The sequence below is a fragment of the Streptomyces sp. NPDC127595 genome (assembly GCF_042671685.1).
GTDB lineage: Bacteria > Actinomycetota > Actinomycetes > Streptomycetales > Streptomycetaceae > Streptomyces.
The window spans coordinates 366954-380056 of sequence record NZ_JBHXWK010000002.1; the positions used below are offsets into that span (position 1 = coordinate 366954).

Sequence of the window (13103 nt, forward strand, 5' to 3'; positions counted from 1 at the left end):
CGCCCGCGCTCTCAACTCGCCGCGTAGTTCCGCAGGAAGAGCGCCTCCGCGACCGAGAGGCGTTCCAGCTCGTCCGGGGAGACGCCCTCGTTGGCCGCGTGGATCTGTGCCTCCGGCTCGCTGAGGCCGATGAGGAGGATCTCGGTCCGCGGGTACAGCGAGGCGAGGGTGTTGCAGAGGGGGATGGAGCCGCCCATGCCCGCGTACTGCATTTCCTGGCCCTCGTACGCGACCGACATCGCCTCGGCCATCGACGCGTACGCCGGGCTGGAGGTGTCGGCGCGGAACGGCTGCCCCTCGCCGATCTGCTCGGTGCTCACCCGCGCTCCCCAGGGCGTGTGCGCCACGACGTGGGCCTCGAGGAGCTTGGTCGCCTCGGCCGCGTCCATGCCCGGCGGCACCCGGAGGCTGACCAGCGCGCGGGCGCCCGCCTGCACGGAGGGGGTCGCACCGACGACCGGCGGGCAGTCGATGCCGAGGACGGTGACGGCCGGACGCGCCCAGATACGGTCGGCGACCGTGCCGGTGCCGATGAGCTCCACCCCGTCGAGCACCTTGGCGTCCGCACGGAACGCCTCCTCCTCGTACTGGAGGCCGTCCCACTCCGTGTCGTCGGCCAGCCCGTCGACCGTCGTCGAACCGTCCTCGGCGCGCAGCGAGTCCAGTACGCGGATCAGCGCGGCGAGCGCGTCGGGCGCCGCGCCGCCGAACTGGCCCGAGTGCAGGTTCCCTTCGAGGGTGTCCACCGAGACGCGTACCAGGGTCATGCCGCGCAGTGTCGAGGTGACCGTCGGCAGACCGGCCCGGAAGTTGCCGGCGTCGCCGATGACGATGGTGTCGGCGGTCAGCAACTCGGGGTTCTCCTCGGCGTATGCCTGAAGACCGCCGGTGCCCTGCTCCTCCGAACCCTCGACGATCACCTTGACGTGCACGGGCACGCCGCCGTTCGCCTTCAGCGCACGCAGCGCGAGGAGATGCATCACGACACCGCCCTTGCAGTCGGCGCTGCCCCGCCCGTACCAGCGGCCGTCGCGCTCCGTCAGCTCGAACGGCGGCGACACCCAGGCCGCTTCGTCCAGCGGCGGCTGCACGTCGTAGTGCGCGTACAACAGGACGGTCTTCGCACCCTCGGGACCGGGCAGGAAGCCGTACACCGACTGTGTGCCGTCAGGGGTGTCGAGCAGTGCCACGTCCTGGAAACCCTCGGTGCGCAAGGCGTCGGCGACCCAGTTCGCGGCGCCCTCGCTCTCGCTCTTGGGGTATTGATCGAAGTCCGCCACCGACTTGAAGGCCACCAGCTCGGTGAGCTCCGCCTTCGCCCGGGGCATCAGGGAGGCGACGGTCTCGGCGACCGAATTCGACGACATGGGCACGCTCCTTGTGGGTGCGACGTTGTACTTCTGTGTACAGGTGATCGTGCGGTGTGTAAGCGGCTCCCGGTGTGCAGGGCGCCTACGCTGCCGATCCTCCCACAGTGGCCTGCGGCGATGGCCGCCGTAGGATGCGGGAGACACGTGCGGCAGACGGCTGGACTGGGAGCAAAAGACCATCGTGAGCAGCGAGAACTCTTCGGCGGACGACGGGCAGCGGGTGTGGGACGTCGTCGTGGTCGGCGCGGGGCCCGCAGGCGCCTCGGCCGCCTATGCGGCAGCGGTCGCGGGACGCAGCGTCCTGTTGCTGGAGAAGGCGGAGCTGCCGCGCTACAAAACGTGCGGCGGCGGAATCATCGGCCCCTCGCGCGACGCGCTGCCGCCCGGCTTCGAACTGCCGCTCCAGGACCGCGTGCACGCGGTCACGTTCTCGCTGGACGGGAAGTTCACGCGCACCAGGCGCTCCCGGCAGATGCTGTTCGGGCTGATCAACCGCCCCGAGTTCGACCAGCAGCTGGTCGAGTTCGCACAGAAGGCGGGCGCCGAACTGCGCACGGGCGTCACGGTCACGCGCGTCGAACAGCATGGTTCCGCCGTTCCGGACCGGCGTACCGTCGCCGTCGTCCTCCAGGGCGGTGAGACGGTGCTGGGACGGGCGGTCGTCGGCGCGGACGGCAGCGCCAGTCGCATAGGCGCGCACGTCGGTGTGAAGGTCGACCAGGTGGACCTCGGCCTGGAGGCGGAGATCCCCGTCCCGGAGACCGTCGCCGAGGACTGGGCCGGACGCGTCCTCATCGACTGGGGTCCCATGCCAGGCAGTTACGGCTGGGTGTTCCCCAAAGGGGACACGCTCACCGTCGGTGTGATCTCCGCACGCGGTGAAGGCGCCGCCACCAAGCGGTACTTGGAGGACTTCATCGCCCGGCTCGGGCTCGCCGGTTTCGAACCGAGCATCTCCTCCGGCCACTTGACGCGCTGCCGCGCCGACGACTCGCCGCTGTCGCGCGGCCGGGTGCTGGTGTGCGGGGACGCGGCGGGGCTCCTGGAACCCTGGACACGCGAGGGCATCTCCTTCGCCCTGCGCTCCGGGCGGCTCGCGGGGGAGTGGGCGGTCCGGATCGCCGAGGCGCACGACGCTGTCGACACGCGGCGCCAGGCCCTGAACTACGCCTTCGCGATCAAGGCGGGACTCGGCGTCGAGATGAGCGTCGGCAAGCGGATGCTCTCGGCCTTCGAGCGTCGGCCGGGTGTGCTCCACGCGGTGATCACGGGCTTCCGGCCCGCGTGGAGTGCCTTCGCCGGGATCACGCGCGGCTCGACCTCGCTCGGTGAGGTCGTCCGCTCCCGCCCGATCATCGGTCGCGCGCTGAACGCGCTCGACCGGTAGGTTCCGGGCCGCGGGCTCCGTAGGGGGTCACGGCTTGACCGTGATCCGGAACACCGGGTGCTTGGGCGCGGCGGCGAGGAGTTCCTCGTCGCTGGAGTTCACATTGATGTCGCCGAAGAACCGTCCCACTTCCCAGCCCCACTTCTTGAGGTAGGTGCGCAGGACCACCGGCTTCTCGGCGTCGGCCAGCTCGACCGCCGTGAACTCCTGGGTCCTGCGCCCGACCTGAAGCCGTCCTCCGCCGGCCGCCCGCATGTTGCGGACCCATTCGGAGTGGCCGCGGGCGGAGATGAGGTAGGGGCCGCCCTCGTACGGGAGCGGGTTGACGGGAACCTTCCGCCACTCGCCGCTCTTGCGGCCCTTGACGGAGAGCTCGGCACTGCCGAGGAGGCTCACGCCGTGGCGCGCGAGCCAGCCGACGAGGCCGTTCATGGCCCTGTCGAAGGACTTGGGCTTGATGTAGTGGGCCGACGACGACATGGTTCCTCCTGGGTTTTGGAGAGCACTGCTCTCGCTGGTTTGGGAGAGCAGTGCTCTCGCTTGAGAGCAGTCTGTACGAGATCGGTGATCCAAAGCAAGAGCACTGCTCTCGTTTTTGTGCGGCGCTCTCGTTTTGGTGCACTGCTCACGTCGGTGAGTGCCGCGGCAGGGGGGAGGCGACACGGCCCGGGAGTCGCGACCCGGGCGTTCGCCATCGCGGAAGCACCGCTCCGATTTCAGAGCGCCGCTCTCCTTTGTGTGCACTGCTCCGGAAACGTGGCACACTGCCCCGCATGAGTACCGCACGAGGGGCACGTGCCCGAGCAAGGATCGAGGTCACCGCGGCCATCAAGGACGAGGCGCGCGGTCAGCTGGCGGCGGAGGGCGCCGCCAAGCTCTCGCTGCGGGCCGTGGCCCGCGAGCTCGGCATGGTCTCCTCCGCGCTCTACCGCTACTTCCCCAGCCGCGACGACCTGTTGACCGCACTCATCATCGACGCGTACGACTCCCTTGGCGAGGCCGCCGAGTCCGCGCACGCCCGAGTCGCCGGCGCCGCCCCCCGCGAGCGCTGGACAGCGGTCTGCGTGGCGGTGCGCCACTGGGCACTGGAGCGTCCGCACGAGTACGCGCTCATCTACGGGTCGCCCGTGCCCGGGTACACCGCGCCTGACACGACCGTCCCGGCCGCGTCCCGCGTGGGCCTGCTCCTGATCGGCATCGTCCGCGACGCGTACCAGGGCAAGGGGGTCGCCCGCCCCCGCCTGCCCGCCGAGCTGAAGACCGAGGCCCAGCGGATGACCGCCGACCTCGCGCCCGACCTCCCGCCCGAGGTCGTCACGGCGCTCGTGGCCGCCTGGGCGCAGCTCTACGGGCTGATCAGCTTCGAACTGTTCGGCCAGTTCCACCGGGTCGTCGAAGACCGCGAGGCGTTTTTCAGGCACGCGGCGGATCAACTGGCCCACGGCGTGGGCCTGGTGTTCCCTCAGCCCGCCGAAACGGTGGCCAAGGGGTCCAGCGGCTCAGGGTCCTGACGGAGGATCCGCGCGTGCAGCGAGCGCAGCGCGGGCCCGGGATCCGCGCCGACTGCCTCGGCGAGACGCTGCCGTACGCCCTCGTAGGCGACCAGCGCGTCCGTAGGCCGGCCGGTCCGGTACAGCGCGAGCATCAGCAGCTCCGCGAGCCGCTCGCGCAAGGGATGCGCGGCGACCAGCCGGACGAGTTCATGGACGTACTCGAAAGACCTGCCGAGCTCGATCTCGCCGGCCAGCCGTGCTTCGAGGACGGTGAGCCGCTTCTCCGCCCACCGGAGCCGTTCGGCCGCCAAGTAGGGGGCCCGTAGTCCCTCCGCGAACTCTCCGCGCCACAACTCCTCTGCCTGTGCGACCAGTTCGCCCGCGCGCCGCAGCTCCCCGGCGTCCCGTGCCGCAAGCGCCGCGTCCACCAGCTTCCGCCGCTCCCGCAGGTCGTCGGCCTCCGCGCCGGTCAGCCGGTAGCCGCTGCCCGTCCACACCAGTTCCGCCCCGTCGCCGAGGGCGCGGCGCAGCCCGGAGACGTACTTCTGCACGAGATTGCGGACATGCGCGGGCGGGGCGCCGCCCCACACTGCCTCGACCAGACCGTCGTAGGAGATCGGGCGGCCGTCCTGCAGCAACAGCACGGCGAGCACCGCGCGTTGCTTGGGTGGGCCGAGGGGGATCTCCGCTCCGTCGCGCAACGCCCGGAGCGGGCCGAGCAGTTCGAAGCGTAGGCGGTCGTGCGTGCCGTGCGGAGTCCCGTCACCCATGAGTTCGAGGTTAGCCCGGAACCGGCGTGGCCCGGGTCCTCGCATTCCAGTGGATCTTCCAGCGGATGGTCAGCGGCGCCGGTGACCGTGGCCTGGCAAGGACCTCCGGAGAAAGGCCACCACGATGTTGACCCGCCTCGGCCGGCTGGCTGTGCGGCGCAGTCGCGCCGTTCTGCTCGGCGCCCTCTTCGTCTTCCTCGGTCTCGGCGCGTACGGCGCGGGCGCCCAGGGCGACCTGGACCTCGCACGCTGGAGTGCGCCCGGTACGGAATCGGTGCGCGCGGGCGACGTCCTGCGTGCGGAGTTCGGCACCGGTAACCCCAGTCTCGCGCTGCTCGTCACGGCCCGCGACGGAGACGTGGACAGCTCCGCCACGGCCCGTGCGGCCCGCGCCCTGGCCACCGAGGTCGAGGACCTGCCCATGGTCACGGACGTCACCTCGTACTGGGATGCCGGAAGCGCCGCCCTGCGCAGCGCCGACGGCACTCGCGCCCTCGTGCTCGCGAGCCTCGAAGGCAGCGCGACCGAGACCCGCCGGGAACTCGCCTCTCTCTCGCCCCGGTTGACCCGCGTCACACCCGAACTGACCGTGCGAGCAGGGGGACAGGAGGAGATCTCCCGGCAGGTCGGCGAGCAGGCCCGCGCCGACTTCCTGCGCGCGGAGGCGCTGGCGATCCCGGCCGTCGTACTCCTGCTGATCCTCGTCTACCGGCGTACGGCCGCCGCTCTTCTGACCGTCGCCGTGGGCCTGTTGTCGGTGTTCGGCACGCTTGCCGGGCTGCGGCTGCTCGCGCAGTTCACCGAGGTGTCGACGTTCGCGGCGAACCTCGCGCTCGTGCTGGGACTCGGACTCGGCGTCGACTACAGCCTGTTCGTGATCAACCGGTATCGCGAGGAACGCGCGGCGGGGCACGCACAGCAGGCCGCCGTCGTGCGGGCGACCGCCACCGCCGGACGCACCGTCGTCTTCAGCGGAGTCACGGTGGCGGTCTCGCTGTGTGCGCTGCTCGTGTTCCCGTTCTTCTTCCTGAGTTCGTTCGCGTACGCGGGTGTCCTCGTCGTCTTCACGGCGGTCTCCGGAGCGGTGCTCTTCCTGCCCGCCGCGCTGGCCCGCTGGGGCCACCGTGTGGAACGCCCCGACGCACCTGCCTCCGGCTTCTGGCACCGCACCGCCCTACGGGCCATGCGCCGCCCGCTCGTCACCGGCGCCGGAGTCCTCACCGTCCTCCTCCTCGCCGCGTCGCCCCTGCTCGGCCTGCGCTTCGGGCTCCCCGACGAACGGACACTGCCCGTCGGCACGTCCTCACGCACCACCTCCGAGATAGTCCACGAGGAGTTCCCCGCCGAAGCCACCGACACCGTGCAGGTCGTCCTCGACAAGCCGGCCGACACCCGCGCGTACGCCGCCGAGCTCTCCCGAATCCCGGGGATCTTCCAGGTCGACGCCCCGCAGGGCGCCTATCGCGACGGGCAGCGCACCGGCCCTCCGGGCCAGGACGGGCTGACGGCACCCGACGGCCGCGTACGCCTCGCGCTCATCCCGACTCAGGAGGCGATGTACGGCGACGTACCCGCGCTCGTCGAACACGTCAGGGACACCCCGGCGCCGGCCCGGGCACTGGTCGGCGGCTACCCCGGCGAGACCACCGACTTCCGCTCGACGCTCCTGGACCGGCTGCCCCTCGCGATCGGGCTGGTCCTGGCGGCGACGTACCTGATCCTCTTCCTGATGACGGGCAGCGTGCTGCTGCCCCTCAAGGCGACGCTGCTGAACCTGCTCAGCCTGGGCGTGATGTTCGGCTGCCTGGTGTGGGTGTTCCAGGACGGGCATCTGTCCGGGGTGCTGGGATTCACGCCGACCGGCTCGATCGAGCCGAGCGTTCCGGTGCTGATGTTCTGTGTGGCGTACGGACTGTCGATGGACTACGAGGTGTTCCTGCTCGCCCGTATCAAGGAGGAACACGACAGACTCGCCCGCATCGAGGATGAACACGACAGGGCGGGTGACACGGAGCGCGCGGTCGGCGAGGGCATCCGGCGCAGCGCACCGCTGATCACCGCCGCGGCCGGGATCCTCGCGCTCTCCTTCCTGTCGTACGTCACCGGAGGCGTCGTCTTCCTCAAGGAGCTGGGCCTCGGCACCGCCCTGACGATCCTCGTGGACGCCACCCTCATCCGGGTGGTGCTGCTCCCCGTGACGATGCGCCTTGCTGGCCGCGCCAACTGGTGGGCACCGAAGCCGCTGCGGCGACTTCACCGGCGTATCGGCATCGAGGAGGAGCCGCAGGAGGTACTACGCGGGGAGTACGTGTGATCACCTCGCCCGGCTGACGCTCTGGGACGCCAGGCGCGTCTAGCGTGACCGTCATGGAAGAGCAGCGCACTCCCAGGTCCCCGGCATGGGGCGGCCCACCCCAGTGGTGGCGGCACGGACCGCCGGGGTGGCGCGGAGGGGACGACCGGGAGCGACGCGCCCGCTGGCCGTGGCGTTCCACGCTGGCGCTGACCGTCTTCGTGTTCGTCGGCTCCAATTTCGCGAGCCATGCGCAGGAGGGCGAACGCGCGTCCCTGGACCTCTTCGCGCGGGCGCTGCTGCTCGTGGGGTGCGGTCTGCTGCTGTGGCGGCAGCGGTACCCGGTGTTCGTCGTCTTCGGCACCGCGGCGGCGGCCATGCTCTACCTGGGTGCCGGATACGCGTACGGGCCGGTCTTCTTCACCGTCGCCCTGGGCTGCTTCAGCGCGATCGTCGCGGGGCACCGCAGAGCCGCCTGGGCGGCCGTGGGGATGCTCTGGGCCGGGCATGTGCTGGTGGCGCACTGGCTGTACCGGTGGCTGCCGCCGTCGGGGGACAAGCCGGCGGCCTGGGGGCAGGAGATGGCCGTCGCCACCTGGATCGTGGCGATCGTGGCGCTGTCCGAGCTGGTCCGGGTACGCCGAGAGCAGTGGGCCCGGGACCGGGTCGAGCGGGCACAGGCCGCCAAACGGCGTGCCGACGAGGAGCGGCTGCGGATGGCGCGCGAGCTGCACGACGTCCTGGCACACAGCATCTCGGTGATCAACGTCCAGGCGGGTGTGGGGCTCGCGCTCCTGGACTCCGACCCGGAACAGGCGCGCACGGCGCTCACCACGATCAAGGCGGCGAGCAAGGAGGCGCTCGGCGAGGTCCGGCAGGTGCTCGACACGCTGCGCGCGCCGGGGGAGGCGCCGCGCGCTCCGGCGCCCGGGCTCGACCGGCTCCCCGAACTCGTCGAACAGGCGTCGGGCGCGGGCCTGACGGTCGAGGTCCGGGGCGAGCCCCCGGAACTCACGCCGGGCACCGACCTGGCCGCCTTCCGCATCATCCAGGAGGCGCTCACCAATGTCGTACGGCATTCGGGATCGCGGCACGCGCGCGTGCTGGTCGAGCGGGCGGAGGGCGCGCTACGGCTGCGTATCGACGACGACGGGCCCGCGACCGGCGTGGACGCGGGCGGCAGCGGCAACGGACTGGCCGGAATGCGGGAGCGGGCCGCGGCCCTGGGTGGCACGATCGAGGCGGGTCCGCGTGATGACGGAGGGTTCCGCGTCATGGCCGTACTGCCGCTGAAGGCCAAGGAGGAACGGTGATCCGCGTACTGCTCGCCGACGACCAGTTGCTGGTCAGGGCAGGCTTCAAGGCGCTGCTCGACGCGCAGCCGGACATCGAGGTGGCCGGCGAGGCCGCCGACGGCGAGGAGGCGCTGCGTCAGGTGCGCCAACTGCGCCCCGACGTCGTCCTGATGGACATCCGGATGCCCCGGCTCGACGGCCTCGCCGCCACCCGCCGTGTCACGGAAGACGCTGAGCTCAAGGACGTCAAGGTGGTCATGCTCACCACCTTCGAGCTGGATGAGTACGTCTTCGAGGCGATCCGCTCCGGCGCCTCAGGCTTTCTGGTCAAGGACACCGAGCCGGAGGAACTCCTGCGCGCGGTAAGGGCCGTGGTCGGGGGCGACGCGCTGCTCTCGCCTGGTGTGACCCGCCGGCTGATCGCAGAGTTCGCGGCCCGGTCGAAGGAGCCCGCGGCATTCCAGTCCCTCGCCGAACTCACCGAGCGGGAACGGGAGGTGATGGCCTTGGTCGGCATCGGACTGTCCAACGACGAGATCGCGCGGCGACTTGTCGTCAGTCCGCTCACGGCCAAGACCCACGTCAGCCGCACGATGGTCAAGCTGGGCGCCCGCGACCGGGCCCAACTGGTCGTGCTGGCCTACGAGTCGGGGCTGGTGCGGCCGGGCTGGCTCGGCTGACTCCCGCCCTCGTGGCCGAAGCGGAGCAGCACGCTGACCGTGCGTACGGCGAAGAGGACGGCGGCGAGCACGATTCCCGACCCGAGCAGGGCCTTGGCGACCGGGCCGGGGAGATCGAAGAGCAGTGCCGGACCGGCGACGGCCCCGAACACGACGGCCCCCGCGAACGCCGCGCTCAACAGCGCGTATCCGATCTCGACGGTGATCGCGTCACGCTCGGCCTGACTCCGCCGCCCCCTGGTGAACCCCATACGCCGAGTCAAACAGGCGTGGGACCTGTGGGCAAGAACGCCCGCCGGTCCCACGCCCGTTGAGGCGTCCCCCTCAGTCGCGGACCGCCACGCGGTCCGCGCCCGCCTCCTCCTGGATGGCCGGCTCCTGTACGGACTTCACGACCACGATCGACTCCCGCGTACGCCGCGTCCGCAGCCCCGGCAGGGTGATCAGCAGGCCCGCGAAGGCGATCACCGTCACCACCAGCAGACCGGGCCGGTAGCTGTCGAGGACGGCCTGCGGCGAGGAGTCCCCGGAGGAGTTCGCGGCGACGACCGCCGTCACGACGGCCAGGAAGATCGCGCCGCCCACCTGGACCGAGGTGTTGAGCAGTCCCGAGACCATGCCCTGTTCATGGTCGTCGACGCCGTTGGTGGCCTGGATGTTGAGTGACGGGAAGATCAGCGCGAAGGCCCCTCCGATCAGCACCATCGACGGCAGGATCAGTGTCGCGTAGCTCGGGTCGAGGCTGACCCGCAGGAAGAGCGCGTATCCGGTGATCATCAGCGCGAAGCCGACGACGATCAGCCGCTGAGTGCCGAACCGGTCGACGATCGCACCCATCTTCGTCGCGGACAGCGCGACGATCGCACCCGCGGGCAGGAAGGCGAGCGCGGTGTGCAGCGCTGACCAGCCGAGCAGGGACTGCATGTACAGCGTGACCAGGAACTGGAAACCGACGTACGAGCCGAAGAGCGTCATCGCCCCCAGCTGGGCACGGAGTTGGGTGCCGGAGCGCAGTACGCCGAGCCGGATCAGCGGACCGGCCGAGCGCTGCTCGATCCGCACGAACACAGTCAGCAGGACGGCGACCGCGAGGAAGGACAGCAGCGTACGGGCCGAGGCCCAGCCGCTCTCCCCCGCCTCTACGACGGTGAAGACGAGCAGCAGCATCGAGGCGGTGCCGATGATCGCACCGGGTATGTCGTAGCCGTTGTGGTCCTTCTCGCGCTCGCTGCGCGGGAGGAGCTTCAGGCCGACGAACAGGGCGATCACGGCGATGGGCGCCGGCAGCAGCATGGTCAGACGCCAGCTTGCCTCGGTGAGCAGGCCGGACAGGACGAGGCCCATGGAGAAGCCGGTGGCGGCGCAGGTGGTGTAGATCGAGAGGGCGCGGTTGCGCAGCGGGCCCTCGGCGAAGGTGGTGGTGATGATCGACAGGCCCGCGGGCGCGGTGAACGCCGCGCTCAGGCCCTTGATGAAGCGGCTGGCGATGAGCAGCGGACCCGAGTCGACGAGGCCGCCGAGCAGTGAGGCGAGCGCGAACACACCCAGAGCCACGAGGAACACCTGGCGCCGGCCCAGGAGGTCGGCGGTGCGACCGCCGAGGAGGAGCAGGCCGCCGTAGCCCAGGATGTAGCCGCTGACGATCCATTGGAGCGTCGAGGTGGAGAGGTCGAGTTCGGAGCCGATGGAGGGCAGGGCGACGCCGACCATCGACACGTCCAGCGCGTCAAGGAACATCGCGGCGCAGAGCACCAGCAGGGTGCCCCACAGCCGAGGGGTCCAGCGTCCCTCGGTTGCGGAGGTGGTGAGCGGAGAGGTCATGCCGGAGACAATACATGCGCATGCATTCAATGCAAACGCATTTAATTCCGATGCAACAAAGGAGATTTTTTGCTACCGTTCGCCCATGGCGGCGAAGAAGGCCGAGCAGGTGCTCGTGAACCAGTGGCGCGACATCCTCGCGGTGCATGCGCGCACCCTTTGTGAGCTGGACCGCGAGCTGCACCGGCATGGCCTCGGTGCCAGCGATTTCGAGGTGCTCGATGTGCTGGCCGGGAGCGCCGCGTCGGACGGCGGCGCCTCCTACCGCGTGCAGGAGATCGCCGAGCGCGTCCATCTGAGTCAGAGTGCGCTGTCCCGGCTGATCGCCCGCCTGGAGCGGGACGGTCTGGTGACGCGCGGCATGTGCACGGAGGACCGTCGCGGGGTGCGCGTCTGCCTCACGCCGAAGGGGCGCGGCCTGCACGGCGAGGTGCTGCCGGTGCAGCGTGCGGTGCTGACGCGGATGCTGGCCGGCGGAGACCAGGGCGACTGACCCGCGGATGCCGGCGGGTGGCGATCAGGGCGACCGGCCCGCGGATGCCGGCGGGTGACGATCGGGGCGACTGACCCGCGGATGCTTGCGGGTGGAGGCCAGGGCGACTGGCCGGGGTGGTCTGTTCGGCCGTAAGTGCCGTCCGCCCGGCCTCAGTTGATGGCGACGCGTCGTGTCGCGAAGCCGATCAGCGCGGCCACCGCCGCGAGGGCGGCCACACTCGTGAGTGCCACGGGCAGTGAGTACCAGTCGGCCATGAAACCGATCGCGGGCGGCCCGAGCAGCATGCCGCCGTAGCCGAGGGTGGAAGCGGTCGCGACCCCGCTCGGTCCGGCGAGCGCCCCGGCGCGTTCGATGGCCACGGGGAAGATGTTGGCGAGCCCGAGCCCGGTGACGGCGAAGCCGAGCAGCACCGCCCACACCGAAGGTGCGAGGGAGCCGAGCAGCATGCCGAGCGCAGCCGTTGTGCCGCCCGCGACCAGCGTCCGGGTCCGGCCCAGCCGCTCCAGGAGCGTCGTTCCGCTCAGGCGCCCGATGGTCATCGCGAGGGCGAAGCAGGAGAAGCCTGCGGCCGCGACGCCGGGGTGCGCGTGCAGGTCCTGCTCCAGGTGCAGCGCGCCCCAGTCCGCGAGAGCCCCCTCGCCGTACGCCGTGCACAGCGCGATCAGGCCGAAGACGACGACCAGCCCGCGGGTACGCCCGTCGAGGCGCCGTTCCGCACCCTCCTCGTGGCGCATGTGATCCGGTGGCGCCGGGGGCTTGTACCGCAGCAGTGCACGCCCGGTGACGGCGGTTACGAGCAGGCCGATCGCCGTGAGCCCGAGCAGATGGCGGGTGGGCGACACCTGTCCGGCGACCAGACCGCCGAGCCCCGCACCGACCACGCCTCCCAGGCTGAACGCCGCGTGGAAGCTCGGCATCACCGGCCGCCGCAGCGCGGCCACAAGGTCGACGGCCGCGCTGTTCATGGCGACGTTGAGCCCGCCGTACCCCACGCCGAGCACGAACAACGCGGCCCCGAGAGCCGCAGCGGAGTGGGTGAGCGGGGGCAGAGCGATGCTGAGGGAGAGGAGGACGGCGCAGATGACGGTGACGGGGTGGCTGCCGTAGCGGCGGCAGAGCCGTCCGGTGATCATCATCGTGAGCACCGCGCCGACGGAGACGCCCAGAAGTGCCAGGCCAAGGGTGCTGGCGGAGGCGTGGGTCTGGTCCTTGATCGCGGGGATGCGGACGACCCAGCCCGCGAAGAGGAAGCCGTCGAGGGCGAAGAAGGCGGTGATGATCACCCGGAGCCGGGTGAGCGTGCTGTCTGGTGCGGTGTCTTCCGTCCTGGTTTTGTTTATTTGCGGCACAAAGTCAGGCTAGGTTGAAGCCGGGGAGAGGGCAAGGTGCTTGAGCGACGCCGGCGTCGTCGGCCTGGTCCTGGGTGCCGGTGTGGCTGACAAGTAACGGCTGCGGTCGCTGATCGCAGATGAAACACCGGCAGCGGGGCAGTCGTTCC

Annotated in this window: 12 protein-coding genes; 6 read left to right on the forward strand and 6 right to left on the reverse strand. The window is 70.8% G+C overall.

The genetic code is table 11. The annotated features are described in order from the left end of the window. Positions 1-11: 11 nt before the first annotated feature. On the reverse strand, positions 12-1367 hold the full coding sequence (locus ACFVKT_RS08160) for a dipeptidase (protein WP_385728834.1): 1356 nt from the start codon (positions 1365-1367) through the stop codon (positions 12-14). 184 nt (positions 1368-1551) lie between these two features. Here ACFVKT_RS08160 and ACFVKT_RS08165 point away from each other — a divergent pair, with 184 nt between their 5' ends. After that, positions 1552-2757, forward strand: coding sequence for a geranylgeranyl reductase family protein (locus tag ACFVKT_RS08165; protein ID WP_385728836.1), 1206 nt, complete (start codon positions 1552-1554; stop codon positions 2755-2757). A 27-nt stretch (positions 2758-2784) separates the two neighbouring features. On the opposite strand, the gene ACFVKT_RS08170 is transcribed toward ACFVKT_RS08165, so the two are convergent. Continuing rightward, positions 2785-3237, reverse strand: coding sequence for a nitroreductase family deazaflavin-dependent oxidoreductase (locus ACFVKT_RS08170; protein WP_385728838.1), 453 nt, complete (start codon positions 3235-3237; stop codon positions 2785-2787). A 293-nt stretch (positions 3238-3530) separates the two neighbouring features. On the opposite strand from ACFVKT_RS08170, the gene ACFVKT_RS08175 reads away from it, so the two are divergent. Next, positions 3531-4268: a TetR/AcrR family transcriptional regulator gene (locus ACFVKT_RS08175; protein WP_385728840.1), complete on the forward strand. Its 738-nt coding sequence runs from the start codon at positions 3531-3533 to the stop codon at positions 4266-4268. Here ACFVKT_RS08175 and ACFVKT_RS08180 read toward each other — a convergent pair. Beyond that, a complete protein-coding gene (locus ACFVKT_RS08180) occupies positions 4220-5020 on the reverse strand; it encodes a BTAD domain-containing putative transcriptional regulator (protein ID WP_385728842.1) in 801 nt (266 codons plus the stop codon). The two genes, ACFVKT_RS08175 and ACFVKT_RS08180, sit on opposite strands and share 49 nt — an antisense overlap. Before the next feature lie 124 nt (positions 5021-5144). Here ACFVKT_RS08180 and ACFVKT_RS08185 point away from each other — a divergent pair, with 124 nt between their 5' ends. From ACFVKT_RS08185 to ACFVKT_RS08195, 3 genes are read left to right on the forward strand one after another with little or no spacing between them, the layout of a single operon-like run. Continuing rightward, positions 5145-7334 (forward strand): MMPL family transporter, encoded by a 2190-nt coding sequence (locus tag ACFVKT_RS08185; protein WP_385728844.1) that lies wholly within the window; start codon positions 5145-5147, stop codon positions 7332-7334. Between the two features lie 53 nt (positions 7335-7387). Next, complete coding sequence (locus ACFVKT_RS08190) at positions 7388-8626, forward strand: sensor histidine kinase (protein WP_385728845.1); 1239 nt, start codon at positions 7388-7390, stop codon at positions 8624-8626. Beyond that, positions 8623-9288, forward strand: coding sequence for a response regulator (locus ACFVKT_RS08195; RefSeq protein WP_385728847.1), 666 nt, complete (start codon positions 8623-8625; stop codon positions 9286-9288). The genes ACFVKT_RS08190 and ACFVKT_RS08195 overlap by 4 nt, the downstream gene beginning before the upstream one ends. Here ACFVKT_RS08195 and ACFVKT_RS08200 read toward each other — a convergent pair. Both ACFVKT_RS08200 and ACFVKT_RS08205 read right to left on the reverse strand, forming a co-directional pair. Further along, entirely contained in the window at positions 9249-9539 is a 291-nt protein-coding gene (locus tag ACFVKT_RS08200; RefSeq protein ID WP_385728849.1) for a DUF6332 family protein, read from the reverse strand. The genes ACFVKT_RS08195 and ACFVKT_RS08200 overlap by 40 nt on opposite strands. A 73-nt stretch (positions 9540-9612) precedes the next feature. Further along, a complete protein-coding gene (locus ACFVKT_RS08205) occupies positions 9613-11109 on the reverse strand; it encodes an MFS transporter (RefSeq protein ID WP_385728851.1) in 1497 nt (498 codons plus the stop codon). Positions 11110-11194: 85 nt separating this feature from the next. Between ACFVKT_RS08205 and ACFVKT_RS08210 the strand changes: the two genes are divergently transcribed. Further along, the gene (locus ACFVKT_RS08210) at positions 11195-11602 is read left to right on the forward strand and encodes a MarR family winged helix-turn-helix transcriptional regulator (protein ID WP_385728853.1); all 408 of its coding nucleotides are present in this window, start codon (positions 11195-11197) and stop codon (positions 11600-11602) included. Between the two features lie 152 nt (positions 11603-11754). Here the strand turns inward: ACFVKT_RS08210 and ACFVKT_RS08215 are convergent, their stop codons facing one another. Further along, the gene (locus ACFVKT_RS08215) at positions 11755-12954 is read right to left on the reverse strand and encodes an MFS transporter (RefSeq protein ID WP_385728855.1); all 1200 of its coding nucleotides are present in this window, start codon (positions 12952-12954) and stop codon (positions 11755-11757) included. Positions 12955-13103 lie beyond the last annotated feature (149 nt).

Excerpts from the sequence above, each read along its gene's own strand:
- ACFVKT_RS08175 (WP_385728840.1), top strand. The coding sequence starts at position 3,531 with ATGAGTACCGCACGAGGGGCACGTGCCCGAGCAAGGATCGAGGTCACC.
- ACFVKT_RS08190 (WP_385728845.1), top strand. The coding sequence starts at position 7,388 with ATGGAAGAGCAGCGCACTCCCAGGTCCCCGGCATGGGGCGGCCCACCC.
- ACFVKT_RS08170 (WP_385728838.1), bottom strand. The coding sequence starts at position 3,237 with ATGTCGTCGTCGGCCCACTACATCAAGCCCAAGTCCTTCGACAGGGCC.
- ACFVKT_RS08200 (WP_385728849.1), bottom strand. The coding sequence starts at position 9,539 with ATGGGGTTCACCAGGGGGCGGCGGAGTCAGGCCGAGCGTGACGCGATC.
- ACFVKT_RS08160 (WP_385728834.1), bottom strand. The coding sequence starts at position 1,367 with ATGTCGTCGAATTCGGTCGCCGAGACCGTCGCCTCCCTGATGCCCCGG.
- ACFVKT_RS08210 (WP_385728853.1), top strand. The coding sequence starts at position 11,195 with ATGGCGGCGAAGAAGGCCGAGCAGGTGCTCGTGAACCAGTGGCGCGAC.
- ACFVKT_RS08180 (WP_385728842.1), bottom strand. The coding sequence starts at position 5,020 with ATGGGTGACGGGACTCCGCACGGCACGCACGACCGCCTACGCTTCGAA.
- ACFVKT_RS08185 (WP_385728844.1), top strand. The coding sequence starts at position 5,145 with ATGTTGACCCGCCTCGGCCGGCTGGCTGTGCGGCGCAGTCGCGCCGTT.
- ACFVKT_RS08205 (WP_385728851.1), bottom strand. The coding sequence starts at position 11,109 with ATGACCTCTCCGCTCACCACCTCCGCAACCGAGGGACGCTGGACCCCT.